We start from the raw sequence: 18,818 nt of genomic DNA on the forward strand, positions 1-18,818 counted from the left end.
ATATTACTTTGAAGAAATATATATAATATAAAATAGTATAATGGATAAAAAATTATCATTTTAATAAAATTAACAAAAAATTAGTAGGTGGCATAATGGCAAAAGTGAAAATAATTGAAACCGCATTACGTGATGCTCATCAATCATTAATCGCTACTAGAATGCGAACAGAGGACATGCTTCCAATTATTGAAGAAATGGATAAAGTAGGATATTTTTCATTAGAAGCATGGGGAGGAGCAACTTTCGATTCATGTATTCGTTTTTTAAATGAAGACCCATGGGAAAGACTTAGATTATTCAAAGAAAACGTAAGCAAAACACCATTACAAATGTTATTAAGAGGACAAAACCTCGTAGGATACAAACACTATGCAGATGATGTTGTAAAGGAATTCGTTGAAAAATCCTATGAAAACGGTATAGACGTCTTCAGAATATTCGATGCATTAAACGATTCCAGAAACATGGAAATGTCAATCAAAACAGCTAAAGCACAGGGAGCCTATGTACAAGGAACAATAAGTTATACCATAAGTCCCGTTCATACCATAGAATCATACGTTGAATTTGCTAAAAAACTTGAAGCTATGGACTGTGATGCAATAACAATCAAGGACATGGCAGGATTAATAACTCCTATAATGGCAAAAGATTTGGTAACAGCATTAAAAGAACAAACCAGCTTAGACGTAAACTTACACAGTCACTGTACTAGTGGATTAACATTAATGAGTTATCAGGCAGCAATTGAGGCAGGAGTAGACCTAGTAGACACTGCAATATCACCATTTTCCGGTGGAACCGCTCAACCACCAACCGAAAGTGTGGTAGCAGCATTACAATCAACCGAATATGATACGGGCATCGACCTAGCACAATTAAACATAGTCAAAAATTACTTTGCAGAATTGGCTGAAAAATACCAGGGACTAATCGATCCATTAGCATCCAAAGTGGATACTGACGTGTTAAGATATCAGGTACCCGGTGGAATGTTATCAAATCTAGTATCTCAACTAAAACAACAAGATGCAATAGACAAATACGAAGATGTTCTAAACGAAATACCACATGTAAGAAAAGACTTAGGATATCCACCATTGGTAACTCCAACAAGCCAAATTGTAGGAGTACAATCTGTAATGAACGTACTGATGGGTAAAAGATATGAAAACATCACCAAAGAAGTAAAAGAATACTTAAAAGGAGCATACGGAAGAGCACCAGCTGAAATAAACATTGATTTATATAAAAAAGCATTAGGTGATGAAGAACCAATAACCTGCAGACCTGCAGATTTATTAGAACCAGAATTGGAAGCAGCACGTAAATATGTCAAAGAAAACGATTTATACACCAAAGAAGAAGATGTTTTAACATATGCATTATACCCAACAGTAGCTGAAAAATTCCTCAAAGGCGAAGCAGTAGCAGAAGAAATACCAGAACCAAAAACCAACTTCACAGCATCAAACATACCAAACTCATACGATGTGGAAGTAGACGGTGAAGTCTTCAACGTAAAAGTACTTCCTACAGGTTATATGGAAATGGAACCAGGCAGCGGTAAAGTAACATCCGCAGTAGAAAACGGATTACACTCCTCCATGCAGGGAATGATTGTAAAGCTCAAGGTAAAAGTTGGCGACAACGTTGAAGAAGGAGATACAGTAGCAGTTCTCGAAGCCATGAAAATGGAAAACGATGTAAAAACAGATAGAAGTGGAAAAGTAACTGAAATACTAATCTCTGAAGGGGATACAGTAGAAAAAGGATCAGTTTTAATGGTAATAGAATAAAACTTCCTTCTCTACCTATTTTTTGAATACTTATTTTTTAAATTTTGAAATTTACTATTCTTGCTTATTTTCTTAAATTATGTTCTAATTATTATATAATCCGATTTAAATATTAAAACTCTATTTTTTCTAACATCAATTAACATTAGAACTACTTTTCATCCAGGCTATAAAGCAATGATGATAGATTATTTAAATATTTGGGTAATTGGCCTTCAATCAGTAACAATTCAATGTCAAACAGATCCTTCAATATCTTCTTGCTATCCATGCCTAAGGATGCAAGGGAAAAACGTCTGATTTCCGGATGAATACATTTATCATACTTGTTTTTACAATCAGCAACACAATTATTGCACGGACCGGTAATGCTCTCGGCATGATTAAAGGTTTTTTCCCTTTCAACTATTTCATCAACGGTCTTTTTTCGTTCCTGATAATAAGAACTGTTTAAAACTTCATTAAGTTCTTCCTTGGTGTAATCCTTCTCGTAATCCTCAATCTTAAAGAATAACTGGGTAACTGTAATGTCAATAAAGTCATAATCCAGGATATACTCCCTGATATTGATGTCCAATGGTGAACATGAATAATTGGTATCATATCTGGGGCACTGTTTACAATAACCCTGTACCAAATCGAAGTTTGAAAACCTATCATAGAATTCACCGGTCTCAAGGGTTTTTGTCATTCTTTTAACTTCATAATCAATATCCATAACTATCAACTCATCAATTCAGGTATTCTGTAGGATCATCCATATTTGCCTGTTGGAATGCTCTTTTTCTACGTTTACATGATTCACATACACCGCAATGTTTACTTGTTCCATTATAACAGGAATAACTAATATCCATAGGAGCATTAATTTCATTACCTTTTTCAACTATTTCCCTTTTGGTCATGTCAATGAGGGGTGCCTTAATTTTAATATTATCAAACGATCCATATTCAATTGTCTTATTAAAGGACTCAAGATATTCTTTAGAATTATCCGGAAAGGTAACAGCCTCCTCATAATCCCATCCAACTATTATAATTTCCGCATTGATACTTTCGGCATAACTTAATGCAATACTGCAGAAAACCGTGTTTCTGGCTGGAACCCATACGCTCTTTGCGTTTTCCAGGGATTTTTCATCGTCATCCAATTCATCCAAACTAACCTCAGGAACATTCTCATCATTATTTAAGCTAGAATTACTTATTTTATCCAGCCATGGAAGGTCAATAATCACATGTTTCATATGGAATTGTTCACATATTTTCCCGGCGGCCTTAATCTCTTCATCCAAACTTTTTTGATTATAGTTAAATGTTATTGCTGTTATATCGTAGTCGTCCTTGTATATGCTCGTTGCAACACAACAATCAAGGCCACCTGACAAAACAGCAATCGCCCTTGCTTTACTCATTCATATCATCTATTATATATTTGTTCTTGAGGTATTCATCCAAATCCTTTATAGGAATATTTGTTTTTTGGGATATCATTTTAACATCCTCATATTCCGGACGGCAGGTGATAAGCTTATTTCTAATATAGCCCACCTTATAATGAACTTCAAATTCATCGGAGTTAATAATGACATTTCTTGAAACTATCTCCCTTCTAGCTACTGATCGGTGTATCTGTGGAATGATTCTGATACCCAGGGAACCGGTCTCCTGCATTAAAACATCACATAGGTGTTCAACATCATTGTTCTTTGCTATGACCTTGATGATATGTCCAGGCCTGTTTTTTTTCATGATTGTTGGAGTGATACTTACATCTCTAGCTCCTTCATCCATTATCTTTTCAAACAAACTTCCAAGTACTTCACCCGTCAATGTATCGACGTTGGTCTCAAGAATTGAAATACTGTCCTTTTGGGTTAGACTATCGGCTTTAATTAATCTTAATGCATTTAACACTTCAAGATCTTTTGTACCTGAACCGTAACCAATTTCCTTATGGTAAATCAACGGCATTGATTCAACGTATTCATCCGTTATGTTAACAAGTATGCTGGAACCGGTGGGAGTGGCAATTTCACAGTTGGCAAGTCCACCAATCGTAGGAACATCCTTCAATATGTTACAAACAGCCGGGGCAGGTACTGGTAATATTCCATGGCTGGTTTTCACGGTACCTGAACCCACAGCTACCGGTAGGGAGTATACCTTTTCTTCATCCAGATTTAATAAGTGAAATGCATATGAGGCACCAATAACATCCGCCACGGCATCGGCACATCCCACTTCATGGAAATGAAGTTCATTCAGTTTCATTCCATGAACGTTTGATTCGGCAACGGCTATTGTTTTGAATATTTTTTTGGCTAATAATACACTATCCTTTACAGTCTTATCGCCAGGATATTTATTTTTGGTTATTTCATCTATCTTATCCATCAATTCATTATATTTCCTATGTTCATGATCTGTTGTCTGAATATTAAAATAAGTGGACATAACCCCATTTTTAGGCTTTTTTTCTACATTTATGGAGATATCTCCAAATTCACATGCATAATCCTCTATAACCTTTATAATCTTATCTTTATCTGCTCCTAAATCAACGAATGCACCTATAAACATGTTGCCTGCAATTCCTGATGTTTGAGCATCTATAATTAACACCATAATTATCAACCTTCCTTAATTGTATTAATTTTTATTTTTCTTTATTTTTAATTCTTTCAATTATCCATAGCCAATGAATATAATTTTCAAATTTTGTACTCAAGATAAAAAATAGGATACGGATGAGTGAAATTTTTTCATCAGGTCTAATTTTACATATTGATATAAACATTAATAATTTAAGCTATTAAATACATATCTAATTAATGAAGTATAATTACGTAAATAAAATTGTATAATAAGATTTAATATTTATCATGATATTATTTTATTAATTATCAATAATTTAAGGGGATTATAACTTAGTAAACTTTAAAAATAATAAATAATGGTGATTTTATGGATAACAATCTGGATCAACATTCAACTCATAAATTAAGGCCTTCTGTCAACGGTCTATTGGGAATTATCTCATTTTCCACTAGAATACCCATTACACGCTACATTACCATTGAACAGATGCAGGGATCCGTAATGTTATGGCCTTATGTTGGCATGTTTATCGGATTTGTCGCGATGATATTTGCTTATGTGTTAATGTACATATTTCATTTTACACCGCTTTTAACATCAGCACTTGTATATGCATTCATATTATGGTTTACCGGATTCAACCATCTTGACGGTGTATTGGATATGGGTGACGGACTCATGGCTCATGGTGATGCCAAAAGACGATTGGAGATTATGAGAGATTCAATGGTAGGAACCGGTGGAATAAGTACCTTCTTCCTGGTAGCTGCAATTACAATAGCCGCATATTCATCAATAGATTATTCCCATCTGCTGGCCGTTATTGTACTGGCAGAAACATGCAGCAAATATTCCATGATAACAAGTATGTTATATGGGGATGATGATTCAAAGGGTATTGGCAGACAAATAAAGGATGGTATGAACATTAAGATACTATTGGTAAATTTAATACTCATATCAATTATAGGCTACCTGTTAATAGGTATTGCAGGTGTTGTAGTTGCATTTGTTGCAGTGTTTACCGGTTTTATGATGTCATTTATTGCACAGAGAAACTTTGGATGTGTAACCGGTGACATAATGGGTGCTACAAATGAATTGTCAAGAACAATTACATTAATAGTTTTAGTGATATTATTCAATATTTTATAGGAGTTATTAAATGATTACAGTTTTAAGATTAGATCATAGAGTTGGTAGGGATACAAGAATAACAACACATGTATGTTTGACATCCCGTGCCTTTGGAGCCGATAAGGTTATTCTAAGCGGACAACAGGATAATCATATCATTGAATCCGTAGAGCGTATAGTAGATAATTGGGGAGGAAACTTCCAAGTCGAATACAATAAAAATTTCAGACAAGTAATCAAAGAACATAAGGATAATGGATTTGAAGTAATACATTTGACAATGTATGGAAAACAGGTATGTGATGTCATACCAACTATACGGGATAACGGCAAGGATAAGCTCATAATAGTTGGTGGAGCCAAGGTGCCTACGGAGGTTTACGAGGAATCCGATTGGAACCTCAGCGTAACCAATCAGCCTCACTCCGAAGTGGCCGCACTTGCCATATGTCTTCATTATATCATGGACGGTGAGGAATTTAATACGGTCTATTCTGATAGTAAAATGGAGATTATTCCAAACAATGAATTTAAAGAAGTTATTAATAAGAGAAAATAAACTTCATTATTACTTTTTTTTATTCAATTTCTATTTGATTAATATATTTATTCTATTTAATCGTTCATAATCCATTTGCATTTCTAACATACTTATAGATGTTGATTTAATATCCTGATTTTAGACTCGATACTCTCAATAAAATGCTTGATTTGATTATATTTAATATTTTTGTGTTTTTGTTTATTTTTTATTGGAAAAGATTGATTTTTTATTTTTTAGTATTTGTTGTGTTTTATAGTTAGTTTGTTTACTGTTTATTGGTGTTTGTTGTTGGTTTGTTTATTTTTGGTGGTGTGTTTTGGGTTGTTTTGTCGTATATTAATATAATATGCGAACAAAAAATCATAGAAAAATGGAATATGATACAGGAAATAAAGTTGTAAAAAAATAGTCGTAGTTACTATATGAAATGTAGGTATATCCGTATCCTTATCTGTTAACTATTGTTTATTAAATGAATTGGAGGTTAACATTTAATAACTTTGTATAAAAGAATTATTTCTCTTATTATTTCAAATATTAGTAAAATGATTACTAAAACCTGATAAATGACGGATAGCATATTTTCACCTCCTTTAATAGTAAATAGTGTTTGAAAGATAATTTAAGTGAGTAATTATCAATCAAGCAAAAAGAGGATCTTCATCTATACCTACAAGTATAATGTCTATAAAAAATAATATAAAAGATTTGTTAAAATTGAAAAATATCTTTAAAATGTGATTTATTAGAAAAACGAGTACATACTTTTAAATGCTATGTTATAAGAATCTATAAATAGATTCTAACATAGACATTCCACTTAATTACTATGCTTCCGTCATTTACTGAAAGTCATTAGTATGGTTAATATTATCTAATTTATTAATATATATACTTATCTCAAATAAATTCATCAAATAAAAATAATAAAAAAATACCACATGCTATTCGGAAAATCTAAAACCACACAACCTACGACACACATTTGCAATAGAAGCACTAAAAAACAATGAAATAAACTACGTAAAAGAATTCCTAGGGCATGAAAATATAGCAACAACACAGATATATACTAATTTAAAAGAAAAAGATGTAATTGTCAGATTTAAAAAATTAGAAACAATATAAATATTTTCAAAATAAAAAAAATGTGTTGTGGAGAGTGTTATCTCCACATCAAACTAATTATTTCATAGTCTATTATTAAGTTATATCCACTATAATTAAAAGGATGATATGTTGTAAATTGCTTGTATGAGTGTATATTTTTTTATGATTTTACAACAGTCATCGTAGTATTATCTGTTAATTTTTCATAACCTGAGGCTGTAAATACAGCTTCAATGTTGTAAGTTCCTGCTTTGAATGATTCTGGTATGGTGTAGTCTACACTTACCTCACCATTAGCATTTACCTTAGCATAGATTACTTTTCCATTTTCATCTTTAACGGTTTTACCGTTAATTTTAAAGACAATTTTACCGGTGGTGATTGCTTTGTCACCAATTGCTACTTTAGCCTTAAGTGTTACTGTGCTTCCTGTTTGTACGTCACTTGTTATTGGTGTTATGGTGATTTTTGCTTCAGGTGCTGTGACAGTTGTAGTGATTGTTGTGGTTTCTTTGTTGTATTTGCTTGTTCCAGTGTATACTGCTGTAATGTTAATGTCTTGTCCGCCAAGGTTTTCCGGTACAGTGTATTGAGCGGTTGCTACTCCGTCAACTACTTTGGCATATACTACTTTACCATTAGCATCTTTGACGGTTTTACCGTTTACTTTGAATGATACTTTTCCACCGGTTATGGCTTCATCATTTTCATCCGTGATATGTGCTGTTATTGAAACTGTTTCACCTGCTGTTGGGTTTACTTCGTCTATTCTGATTGTTGTCTGGAATTTGTCTTTGACTGTTAATGTTATCATTGTTTCAATCATAGCTATTCCTGAACTTGTTGAATTGTATACTACATACATTAATGTATTTGTTGTTTCTTTGAATATATGGTCTACTTGTGCTGTTCCATTAATAACATCTGCACTTGCAATAATTCTTCGTGATATGTCTTTGAAGTACACTGTTCCGGTATTAATATTATTTCCATCTATGGTTGTAACTGTTGCTTGGAGTGTTGTTGGTGTGTTTATTATTGTGGTTATATCTTCTATGTTTATTTTTGGATAAATTACATTGTCTGATATATCTGCTGTTTCTGGTGCTATTATTGTTTCGTCTCCATAGCCTTTGCTGCTGGTTAATCTGTTGTTTATTGCTGTCACGCTTTCTTCATCTGAATGTATTGTAGTATCTTGTCCACCTACATCGGATGTAGTGATAGTGTTGGCTTCCATGTATATGTTTTGTGTTCCATTTTGTATTCTAATTCCTGTATTTTCAGGTTTTATCTCTTCTGTTATTTGGTTGATAGGTGTGGTGCTGTCACCGTTTATGTTTATATGATTTCCAATAGCATTACCGTTTGGTGCGTAGCTGTATCCTATACCTAGTGAGTATGGACCGGTTACTGTAATGTTGTTGTTGTGTATTTCGGTGTTGTTTACTTTGTACAGTTCTATTGCGTAGTTTACTGTTCCTGTTATGTCTATGTTGTTGTTTGTAATGGTGATATTGTTGGATTCAGCACTTCCCATGCTGGTTGCTATTACTCCGTATGTTATTGCTCCTTCATCGTTTAATGGGGTGTTATTTATACATATGCATGTGATGTTGTTGTTGTCAATGGTTATGTTGTTTGCTCCATTTCCTACTTGTATTCCATCACAATATCGTTCACCATTGACTTGTATTGTGTTGTCTGTTATTAGGATATTTTCTACATCAGTTAAGCTGTTTATTGCATAATTAAAGTTTGCACCTGTTATATTTATTCTATTTTTTCGGATAAGAGTATTTGTTGCACCGTTACTATTTGTTATAGCTTCTATTGTTCCGTAAGCAGTATTTATTCCACTACTATTAACTATTATGTCATTGTTTTGTATAATGTTATTGTTTCCACCTATTAATAATATTGCTTGTGTATCTGCTATTGAAGCTATAGAATGATCTATTGTGTTTGCTGGTCCTGATACAGTTAATGTGTTGTTTTCAATGATTGTATTAGATGCGTGAGTGTATATGGTGGCAGTTTTATCATGGATATTTGTAATTGATATGGTGTTGTTGGTTATAATGTTGTTGTTTTGGTAGTTTGCTATTGGATATGTTGTTTCACTATTAATGATGTTCATGTTTTGGATTGTAATGTTTTCTGCATCAAGTGTGAATTCTGTATTTGTAAATGTTGCGTTTGAACCATCTAATATGATGTCGTTTGTGTCTATGTATATTTCTCCTTTGTCTGTGAAATCACCTTGGAATAGTACTTTACTATCTTTTCCTACACCGAGTAATGTTCCTTCATAGATATATTCATTGTAGTTTTCAGGTGTGATAGTAATGTTTGATAATGTTGTTGCTCTTATTGCTATGGTTTTACGTGTTTGTGATATTGTTGGTTGAACAGTTAACATCATAGTTCCTGTTGTTGGTGTAATAGAAAATTCAAGATTATCTACCGTTTGATTTAATCTTCCATTAATGTATACTTGGAATTGATTTTGATCTAATATGTTATTGTCATAGTTTGAGCCTAATATTTGATATGTTCCAGTAATGGTTATTGGTTCACCAGAATATATTTTGTTAGGTGTATTTAATGTGATATTGTCTGTGATAGTAGTGTTATAGTATGAATTATTTTCTATTATGGCAGATTCATTATTGGTATTGATTGTATTGCTTGAACAATTATTGTCTATGAATGTATTATTTATGATGTAATCGGCAGTTCCATAAATAAGAATTTGATTATTGTTATTTGTAAATGTGTTATTTATTATTTTCATGATTGGATCTGTTCCATCATCAATTATAAATCCACTTCCTATATTGTTATAGAAGTATGAGTTTGTGATGGTGTTTATCATTAGTTCTGTTCTATGATTATTTGATGAAACAATCATGGTGTTTCCTGTTTCTTCTTCTGTAAATGTACAATTGTCTATCGTTAATATTCCATCTTGTCTGTAGATTGTATTTCCTCTTCTACTTCCAAATGTAGAGGAAATTGTTTCAAAATGATTTTGTTTGAATAATGTGTTATTTACAGAAACATTCGAATTAATTCTAGTATTTTGTTCACCTATTCCAATGGATATGGCAGCACCACCATAAATAACAGTATTTCCTCCATTTGTGGAAACAACTATTTTATTATTTATGAATTCATTATCGGAAATATTTATATCTCCATTTGTAATTAATATTGCACCGCCACATTGTGTAGCTGTGTTATTGTAAAATGTGGTATTAATTATATCCATATAGCTATTGGAAATTATTGCTCCTCCGTTTTTACCAGAGTAGTTATCTTCAAATAATGAATTATTAATTAGAACTGTTCCTGCCTGATTATAAATACAACTTCCATCTCCAAAGTTAACTCCATAATCATAATGATAATCTGATTCTTTATCAGTTATCATAGCATAACCCACTGTATTATTTCTGAAAGTAGTATTTATAATGGATAAATTACCTCTATTGACAATAGCACCACCTAATTTATAGAAATTACTTGATTTATTATTGGATATATTAAAAGTATTATTTTCAAAAATACAATTTATAACTGAAGCATTACCTAAATTACTAAATAGTGAAGCTGAAGGAGTAAATGCTGCTTGATTGTTCATGTAGTTGTTTGATAAACTGCAATTAATTAATGTGATATTCCCCTCATTGGTAATTTTTGCACTAATGTTACAATTTATTAATTTTAAATTACCAGTGTTAGTTTTATCAGTAATAATTGTTTGATTTTCTATAGTATAATCTCTATTATATTGGGTGAAGTGAGGTAATATTCTATTTATATCATTTATGGTGATATCACCATAGTTGTTTATGAGGAAATTTTCTCCAATTATTGTATTATCATCAATTGTTAGGTTAGCATTATTGGTTATTGTGGAGTTCAATATTGAAGTGTTGAATGTTAGGTTACCATTATTTGTTATTGGTGCTGTTATATTAGAATTGATGAATGTTACATTTCCATCATCGGGAATAGTAATTGATTTGTTTATTACAGTATTTTCTTTTATGATGTTTCCGGAGTATATTCCTACTCGGGTGGTATCGTTCATGATTAGTTGTCCATTTCCTGTTATTTGGCAATTGTCTCCAATTATACAGTCATCGCTTATTGTTAGGTTTCCATTGTTTATTATTGTTGAATTTAAGGTTGAATTTTTTATTGTTAGGTTTCCATTGTTTGTTTTTGTTGTTGTTATGGTTGTGTTTTCTAGTGTGTAGTTTCCTTTGTATGTTGATAAGTGGGGTACTATTTTATTTGTATCATTGATTGTTATTTCTCCGTTTCCATTTATAACTAAATTTTCTCCGAGGACTGTTTCATCATTGATTATCAGTATTCCATTGTTGGTGATAGTTTTGTTAAGAGTACAGTTTTTTAGTGTTAAGTTTCCATTATTGGTAATGGTTTTATTGATATTCATATTGGTTAACGTAGTGTTTCCACTAAATGATTCCGTATATGGATATATTTTATTTCCATCATCACAAATAAGTGTACAACCATAGAAAGAAGTATTGATTATGGTTTCATTACTTATGATAACTGTAGCATATTGTATTGAACCACAAGAAAGAGTACTTTCTTCATATGTGGTTATAGTACCTTGCATTATTTGATTAGATGAAATTATAGAATTATTGATAAATATATTTCCGTAGTTTGTATCAAGATTTCCACTAAATGTAGTATTGTTAATTAGATAAATATTTCCATAGTTTTCCATACGTTTAGTCATTGTACAATTGTAAAGGGTTAAATTTGCATAGTTTTGGTTAATTAATGCGGCATTTACTGTACAATTTACCAATGTTAAATTACCATAATTCTGTTTAAATGTATTAATATTCATATTTGAGAACGTGAATGATCCATTATATATACTTTGATAAGGTATTAACTTATCTGTATCATTAATTATGATATTACCATAGTTTGCAATAAGGAAATTTTCTCCAAATATTGTATAATCATCAATTGTTAGGTTTCCATTGTTTGTAATGGCACTATTTATTGTTACGTTATTTAATGTTAGGTTTCCATTGTTTGTAATGGTTTTATTGATACTTATATTGGTTAATGTATTATTTCCACTAAATGAGTTGATGTATGGATATATTTTATTTGAATTATTCATTATAATTTTTCCAGAGCCATATTTATCTACATATAGGAAAAAATTTGTTCCAAATGTACATTCATTATCAATAATTACACTACCACCATAAAGATAAAGACTTCCAGTAATAGTACAATTTTTCAATGTTAATGTTCCATTATCCATGTTATCTATTTCATCGTTAAGATTACAGTTTATATAAGTTAAATTACCATAATTAGATTTATATTTATTTATAGTAACATTTTCAAAGGTATATGTCCCATTATAACTCATCATGTATGGTAAAAGTTTGTCAATGTAATTAATATTAATTATTCCAAGACCCATGATATTAGTATTTGTACCAATTACAGTTTCATTATCAATAGTTAAATTGTATCCATTATTAATAGTGTTATTGATAACTGATTTAATCAGAGATAAATTTCCATTATTTTCAATTGCAACAGTCGGCGACTGATTTACTAATGTTAAGTTTCCATTGTTTATTCTTCGACCAGTACCCGTAATTACTAAATCATTTATAGTAATGTTACTGCCACTGTTTATGTAAATATTTGTTGTTCCTGCTTGTAATGTCTGATGATTACCATTAATAATTATACTTTTATATATTGGGGAATTTCCACCCCAATTAGCATTATTAGACATGGACCAACCAATATTATATTCTGATTCCTTTAGATTAATTATATATTCTTGATTATCTGCATCATTTACAGCAGTATTTATTGCTGTTTTCAATTCATTATAATCGTTTACTTCAACAGTCTTTGTTGTAGTTTTCAAGTTTTTATCTTCTTTTTCTATCATCTTTGTATTAACATTATCATTACTTGTAGTTGCAGTTTCTGTTACAATAGTATCACTAACTGATGCAACATCACTTAAACTACTATCAGCAGCAGCTGTGCTGTTTGCATCATCTGCTGCACATACAGCACCAACTGTTGCAAGTAATGTAACAAGTGTTAATACAAAGAATATACTTTTTATGTTCTTTGTCATTCTATCGACCTTTTTTCTTGAATTATATTTTTTTAAATCAACTAATCTAATTACTAAATTAGTTGACTTTTTTTCGATATTGATAATAAAATCATTTGATATTAGATATTTACTAAGTAATATTGGATGTATTGATGTTAAACCGTGTAATTTCTAATAATTTATAATAAATTATTGTTTGTTTGGTTATTCTAATTATATTGATAATGTCACTAGAATTTTATAATATTTCAAATTGATGTTATTATCAAGTATATCTTTTAGAATTGATATTTAATAAATATAATCATTGTATTACATTTTTAGAAATAGGATATTAGCTTTTATTTTTATCTAAGGATTATTTAAACCTTATGTTTTATTATTTTAAATTTTTTCGTTTGGAGGGGGGCTTAGTGCATTTATTATCTTTTTAGAGTAAAGGGGGGGGGGGGGTGAGTTGATGTTTTATTTTTTTAAGTTGTGTCGCGGTTTGGTTTTATTTTTTACTTATTTTTATTGTTTTTTTAATATTTTTTCTATTGTTTTTTATTATTTGTTTAATTTTGGTTTAATGTAGAGTGGGTGCTGTGAATGTGTGGGTATTTATTTGCATATTGTCTGTATCTAAATTAATGTACATATTTTTCTGTATGTTCATGTATTGTTCTGTTATGGGATGGTCTTAGCATTTTTTTGTATTTCTATTTTTTCTTTTAGGGGGTTTAGTTTTCATGTTTTATTTTGTGACATGTATATGTGGTGGTTATTTTGTAGTGTTTTCGGATGTTTTTTCTTGTTTTTTGCTATGTTGGTGTTTTTAGTTGGGGGGGTGATTGGTTGATTTTTACTTCGTTATATATGTCTATAGCAAAGTAAATTAAAAGCTATCATAAAAAGCATATCTGGCCCTGAAATCCAACACATTATTCCATACTCCACATCCAACAGATCATTATCATGTGTCATATGATTACTAATACTAACATGGGAATATTATCACATTAATATAAACAATATCGTAACATTAATGTTTGCCTCTTATATTCTTTTTAATTGTCTGGTAATATTATATGTTGATAGATTCTGAAAATGAAATTGTTGCATGCTCTTATTTATCAATACTTTTCAATAAAGGCTCTTTTCATCTACAATGTATTATTATTCTATGAAAATTAATGGTTAAATGATTTTTGGCTTTATTTTATATTTGTAGGATTTGTTGTATAACTATTCTTTTCTTTGGAAAATGATACAATAAATGTTTCTTTTCATTTTATCATTATATTAAAATTACTAACTATAATTAATGGGGAGATTTGAATAAAATATCAAATCATCAGGGCAACTGATAATTAAATTAAATGCTTGGTTCTAGTTTAATATTTTTGGATGGATAATCTACATTTGGTATGTTAAGTTATGTGTTTGCATTGGTTGTGGGAACATTTTGGTTTTGTGTACCTATGTATTATGTGTTAATCAGGTGATGGGTAACTTAATGGGGGTGGAATTGGAGATTAATAAGTCGATTGGACTAGTGTATGTACAACTGAAGATTGTGGGTACAACTGAAGATTGTGGGTACAATTGATGTATTTAAATTACCTGATTTAATTGTAGAATGTATTAACAAATAGATAAAAACTTTGATAAACTCACGCTCCATATTGAAAATAAAGATATTCCAAGTACTAACAATTTATCAGAGTTATTTTTCATAGTTACGTGTCTTGCAAGGTTAAAGAAACGTTATCGTACGGATAAAGGAGTAAATCGTAAAATGAAAATAAATCGTTCACGTTGGAATTATATAATTTGCTTAGGAAAAAAAGATTCAATCTTACTCATATTTGTATTACAACCAACTGATAAATTATTAAATATTTAATTAGGGGGACTGGATTTCGGACACTCCCAATAAGGACAAGTTAAATCAGATTTAACATACAAAACACCATTAATTGATGGATTAAGCAACTTTAAAAAAGGTATTAAATCAGGAGTGACTGTTTCTGGCAATTCTAAATATGATTTATCATCTTCACCGAAAAATTTAACAACTTGAAAATTAATACATATATCTGTAGGGCGTTTTTTCGTGTACATAATAATATATAACTCCCTACACTTATTTAAACTTATTTTATAATCCTATTTTTAAAAATAACAACATACAAATAACCACAAATATAAACAACCACATATATACCAAATAAACTAAAAAAAAGTATCCATTAAACTCTATTAATTAAATAAAATATTCATACAATTTAAATTAACCTATATACATGAATTATTAGATAGTTTAATGAAAAATTATTATTAAATTAATGATTAATAAAAAAAAGTTTTATTTTTTATCTATATTTGAAAAGAAGTTTGTTTTGTTGGACTGGATTTCGGACACTCCCGTTTTTTCACTCTTAAGTAATACTTTTATAAACTTACTAATTTATTAGTATCTGTTTTAGTTAATATTTAAAATAATTATATTATTAATACTTCTTATCATGACTCCCCTTTGAATACTTATCAGATGCTCGCATTTTATTTATATAGTATCTATGAATAATATAATAATATAATTATGTAATATGTTATATCATTATTAATATGAGAGTGTTATGAATGTTTATCATTAAACATTTAATTGTTAGATATTATGTGATTATGTTTATTCAGTGATTATAGGGGAGGTGAACTAAGAGAGATTATGTCAGATGATTGTGTTTTATTAACTCAAAGTATTCTTATTCGTGGTCTTACCATGAAACAATATACTGTTTTGGTGGATATTTCCTTGAAACTTAACTCTTTGAGAAATTGTGCGGTGGAAAAGACGCCATTTGTTAAATCTACTGATAAAAAGCATTTTAAGAAAATAAATTTTAAATCAATAATTAGCAAGGTCAAAGAGGAATTTAAGATGGAATATTCTTTTCTTCAGGCTCATTTAGCTAATGCTGCTATAAAAAAGCATGTTGAATCATTTAATGGCTATGTTGAGTTGAAAAATAAAAAAATTGATGGTGAATATGATCGAAAGGTTAATCCGCCTAAAAAACATGAGAATTATCGATTACATAATATTATAATTCCGAAAGAATCTATTACTTCTTCTAAAAAGAAGCTAAGGGAGGGTTTTATAGAATTGCCATTAAGTAGGGAGTATAAGAAAGTGTTGGAATCAAAGAATTGTAGACCTAGAATAAAAATTCCTGGAAATATACGAGATAAAAAGATTATTCAAGTGGAAATTATTCCTATAAATAATGGAAAGATGTTTAAGGCAAATTTCACTTATGAAGCTGAAAAAGAGCCGTTGGATTTGGATAAGGATAAATTTATGGGTATTGATCCTGGTGTAAATAATTTTGCAACAATTGTTACAACCGAAGGGCCTCCATGTATTGTGGACGGGAGAAAATTAAAAAATCAAATATACTTCAAATGTAAGAAAACAGCTCACTACAGATCAATTCTTGATAAACAAGGACGTAAAACATCCAATAGAATCCGAAAAATAAACCAAAAATTCAAAAACATACAAGACAACTTCCTCAACCAAACAGTAAACTTCATCATAGAAAGATGTAAAGAACAAGATGTAGGTACAATTGTGCTTGGATACAACAATAATTTCCAGCACAAGACCAATATGGGAAAAAAACAAAACCAAATATTTTCACACATAGCATTCAAACAATTCAAACAAAAACTAGAAACACGATGCCAAATACACGAAATAGACTTTATAATACAGGAAGAATCATACACAAGCCAAAGTAGCTTCCTAGATGAAGATATACTACCAGAATACCAAGAAAAAAAAGACGCTGAAAATAAGGGGGATAAAAAGAAGGAAGATAAAGTTAAATATGAATTTAAGGGCAATAGAGTCCAACGTGGATTATACGAAACACAAAATGGAAAAATTATTAACGCAGATGTAAACGCTGCAGCCAATATTATAAGAAAATGTAAGCATAGGTTCAATTTTGAGCTATTGTGTAAGTGGGTCCAGACTACTCCAAGTAAAATCAAATTATAACCAAGACATCCAGATATATAATATGTGCGGTATAAAAAAAAATGTTTATCCCTTATTGTCCATTATTGTTATTATCATATGTTTGTCGTTATTTGATTTGAACAAAGGCAAAAGAGAGTATTCCATGCAGTATGATTATTTCTGGGTTTTAAATCTTTTATAATAAAAGAAAGAAAGGTTGTACTGTTTATTGTTTACTTGCTTTAAGGTGAAAAAATGGTTGTATTATAAAATATATGTTTATGGAAGTTTTTTTTTCTTCTTGACTTATATGAGTAATACTTTTTTTTTGTTTTAAAATACTTTTGGCCAAGTCTCGATTGATATGGTTAAATATGATGAAGAGTATACTAAATTATTATGAAATGATTTCTGAGGATATTCTTATTTTGAGTTTAAATATTAAATTATACATTGTAATTGGGGTATTAAATTGCTTAATCGACTTGAATTAGCAAATGATTTTGCAAAGAAAATAAAATCTGATGATATTAAATTAATAATGTTATATGGTTCTGTTGCTCGTGGAGAAGATAATTCAGAGTCTGATATTGATATTTTAATTGTTTCAGATAATGCAGATGATTTAAGATATAAGGTTAATGATTTAGTTGTTGATGTGAGTCTTGATTGTGGTGAGATTATTTCTCCTCATTTGATGACTGAAAAACATTTTAATAAGACTAAGGATTTAAGGTTTTTATCAAATGTTCTTAAGGAGGGTGTTATTCTAGGATGATGTTTTGGAAGCTCTTAATGTGGGTAGAGAAAATTTAACTTCTAGTAAATTGTTATTTGAAAAAGATCAATATAGGGATTCTATTACCATGTCTTATTTTGCTATGCATTCATCAGCAATGGCGTTATTTCATGATTATGATGGCTTTATTAAATCACATGATGGTGTTTTACGATTATTATCTAAATGTGTTAAAAATGGAAAATTCAGTAGAAAATCTTATGGTTATCTTTATGATGCTAGGGGTTTACGAAATAAGGCTAGTTATGATTTTTCGGCTGTTTTTTCAAGAGAACTGGCTGAAGAATTAATTTCTGAGGCTGAAGAATTTATTGAAGAAGTCGAAAGTAGGGTTTAGTTCATTGCTTAATCAATTTTATTCAATTCTTTTCTACTTATTTTATCCATTTTTTTCTTGTTTTAAGTTAACTGTATGTGATTGTTAAGTTCATGTTTTTTGTAAATCCGTTATAAATGGTTGTCTCCTAGTTTTATGGTTAGTTGGTATGTTCGGGCTTTGTATGTTTTTGTTGGCAGTTTGATGTCTAGCGGTCCGTTTTTTAGTTGTGTGTTTGGTATTGTTTTTTGGTTTAGTTTTATGGATATAGTGTCGTTTCTTTTCATTGTTTCATTGTGTGCGTCTTTGATTAGTGTTTTTATGTGTAGTGTTTTTC

The 18,818-nt window shown here is 30.2% G+C and carries 11 protein-coding genes and 1 pseudogene; 7 read left to right on the top strand and 5 right to left on the bottom strand.

Annotation, left to right across the window (positions count from 1 at the left end):
• Positions 1-95 precede the first annotated feature (95 nt).
• On the top strand, positions 96-1,802 hold the full coding sequence (gene oadA, locus AW729_RS10030; RefSeq protein ID WP_112124986.1) for a sodium-extruding oxaloacetate decarboxylase subunit alpha: 1,707 nt from the start codon (positions 96-98) through the stop codon (positions 1,800-1,802).
• A gap of 151 nt (positions 1,803-1,953) precedes the next feature.
• Here the strand turns inward: oadA and AW729_RS10035 are convergent, their stop codons facing one another.
• From AW729_RS10035 to larC, 3 genes are read right to left on the bottom strand one after another with little or no spacing between them, the layout of a single operon-like run.
• Positions 1,954-2,520, bottom strand: a complete 567-nt coding sequence (locus AW729_RS10035) for a DUF2284 domain-containing protein (protein ID WP_112124987.1) — start codon at positions 2,518-2,520, stop codon at positions 1,954-1,956.
• A 13-nt stretch (positions 2,521-2,533) separates the two neighbouring features.
• A complete protein-coding gene (queC, locus tag AW729_RS10040; protein ID WP_112124988.1) occupies positions 2,534-3,217 on the bottom strand; it encodes a 7-cyano-7-deazaguanine synthase QueC in 684 nt (227 codons plus the stop codon).
• Positions 3,210-4,430, bottom strand: a complete 1,221-nt coding sequence (larC, locus tag AW729_RS10045; protein ID WP_112124989.1) for a nickel pincer cofactor biosynthesis protein LarC — start codon at positions 4,428-4,430, stop codon at positions 3,210-3,212. The genes queC and larC overlap by 8 nt, the downstream gene beginning before the upstream one ends.
• Positions 4,431-4,769: 339 nt before the next feature.
• Between larC and cobS the strand changes: the two genes are divergently transcribed.
• The 3 genes and pseudogenes from cobS to AW729_RS11795 all read left to right on the top strand — a co-directional run.
• On the top strand, positions 4,770-5,558 hold the full coding sequence (cobS, locus tag AW729_RS10050) for an adenosylcobinamide-GDP ribazoletransferase (RefSeq protein WP_112124990.1): 789 nt from the start codon (positions 4,770-4,772) through the stop codon (positions 5,556-5,558).
• Positions 5,559-5,568: 10 nt separating this feature from the next.
• Positions 5,569-6,099: a tRNA (cytidine(56)-2'-O)-methyltransferase gene (locus AW729_RS10055; protein ID WP_112124991.1), complete on the top strand. Its 531-nt coding sequence runs from the start codon at positions 5,569-5,571 to the stop codon at positions 6,097-6,099.
• A gap of 948 nt (positions 6,100-7,047) precedes the next feature.
• Positions 7,048-7,212 (top strand): annotated as a pseudogene (locus tag AW729_RS11795) (tyrosine-type recombinase/integrase); the annotation flags it as partial.
• Positions 7,213-7,354: 142 nt separating this feature from the next.
• Here AW729_RS11795 and AW729_RS10065 read toward each other — a convergent pair.
• Positions 7,355-13,372, bottom strand: coding sequence for an Ig-like domain-containing protein (locus tag AW729_RS10065; protein ID WP_112124992.1), 6,018 nt, complete (start codon positions 13,370-13,372; stop codon positions 7,355-7,357).
• 2,695 nt (positions 13,373-16,067) lie between these two features.
• On the opposite strand from AW729_RS10065, the gene AW729_RS10075 reads away from it, so the two are divergent.
• The 3 genes from AW729_RS10075 (at position 16,068) to AW729_RS10085 (ending at position 18,502) form a co-directional block, all read left to right on the top strand.
• Positions 16,068-17,405: an RNA-guided endonuclease TnpB family protein gene (locus AW729_RS10075; protein ID WP_112124994.1), complete on the top strand. Its 1,338-nt coding sequence runs from the start codon at positions 16,068-16,070 to the stop codon at positions 17,403-17,405.
• Between the two features lie 433 nt (positions 17,406-17,838).
• On the top strand, positions 17,839-18,144 hold the full coding sequence (locus AW729_RS10080; protein ID WP_112124995.1) for a nucleotidyltransferase domain-containing protein: 306 nt from the start codon (positions 17,839-17,841) through the stop codon (positions 18,142-18,144).
• 4 nt (positions 18,145-18,148) lie between these two features.
• Positions 18,149-18,502 (top strand): HEPN domain-containing protein, encoded by a 354-nt coding sequence (locus AW729_RS10085; RefSeq protein ID WP_112124996.1) that lies wholly within the window; start codon positions 18,149-18,151, stop codon positions 18,500-18,502.
• Between the two features lie 110 nt (positions 18,503-18,612).
• Here the strand turns inward: AW729_RS10085 and AW729_RS11340 are convergent, their stop codons facing one another.
• Positions 18,613-18,768, bottom strand: a complete 156-nt coding sequence (locus tag AW729_RS11340; RefSeq protein WP_162685891.1) for a hypothetical protein — start codon at positions 18,766-18,768, stop codon at positions 18,613-18,615.
• Positions 18,769-18,818 lie beyond the last annotated feature (50 nt).

It is taken from the genome of Methanosphaera sp. BMS (genome assembly GCF_003268005.1).
Taxonomy (GTDB): domain Archaea; phylum Methanobacteriota; class Methanobacteria; order Methanobacteriales; family Methanobacteriaceae; genus Methanosphaera.

Excerpts from the sequence above, each read along its gene's own strand:
- oadA (WP_112124986.1), top strand. The coding sequence starts at position 96 with ATGGCAAAAGTGAAAATAATTGAAACCGCATTACGTGATGCTCATCAA.
- AW729_RS10035 (WP_112124987.1), bottom strand. The coding sequence starts at position 2,520 with ATGGATATTGATTATGAAGTTAAAAGAATGACAAAAACCCTTGAGACC.
- queC (WP_112124988.1), bottom strand. The coding sequence starts at position 3,217 with ATGAGTAAAGCAAGGGCGATTGCTGTTTTGTCAGGTGGCCTTGATTGT.
- larC (WP_112124989.1), bottom strand. The coding sequence starts at position 4,430 with ATGGTGTTAATTATAGATGCTCAAACATCAGGAATTGCAGGCAACATG.
- cobS (WP_112124990.1), top strand. The coding sequence starts at position 4,770 with ATGGATAACAATCTGGATCAACATTCAACTCATAAATTAAGGCCTTCT.
- AW729_RS10055 (WP_112124991.1), top strand. The coding sequence starts at position 5,569 with ATGATTACAGTTTTAAGATTAGATCATAGAGTTGGTAGGGATACAAGA.
- AW729_RS10065 (WP_112124992.1), bottom strand. The coding sequence starts at position 13,372 with ATGACAAAGAACATAAAAAGTATATTCTTTGTATTAACACTTGTTACA.
- AW729_RS10075 (WP_112124994.1), top strand. The coding sequence starts at position 16,068 with ATGTCAGATGATTGTGTTTTATTAACTCAAAGTATTCTTATTCGTGGT.
- AW729_RS11340 (WP_162685891.1), bottom strand. The coding sequence starts at position 18,768 with ATGAAAAGAAACGACACTATATCCATAAAACTAAACCAAAAAACAATA.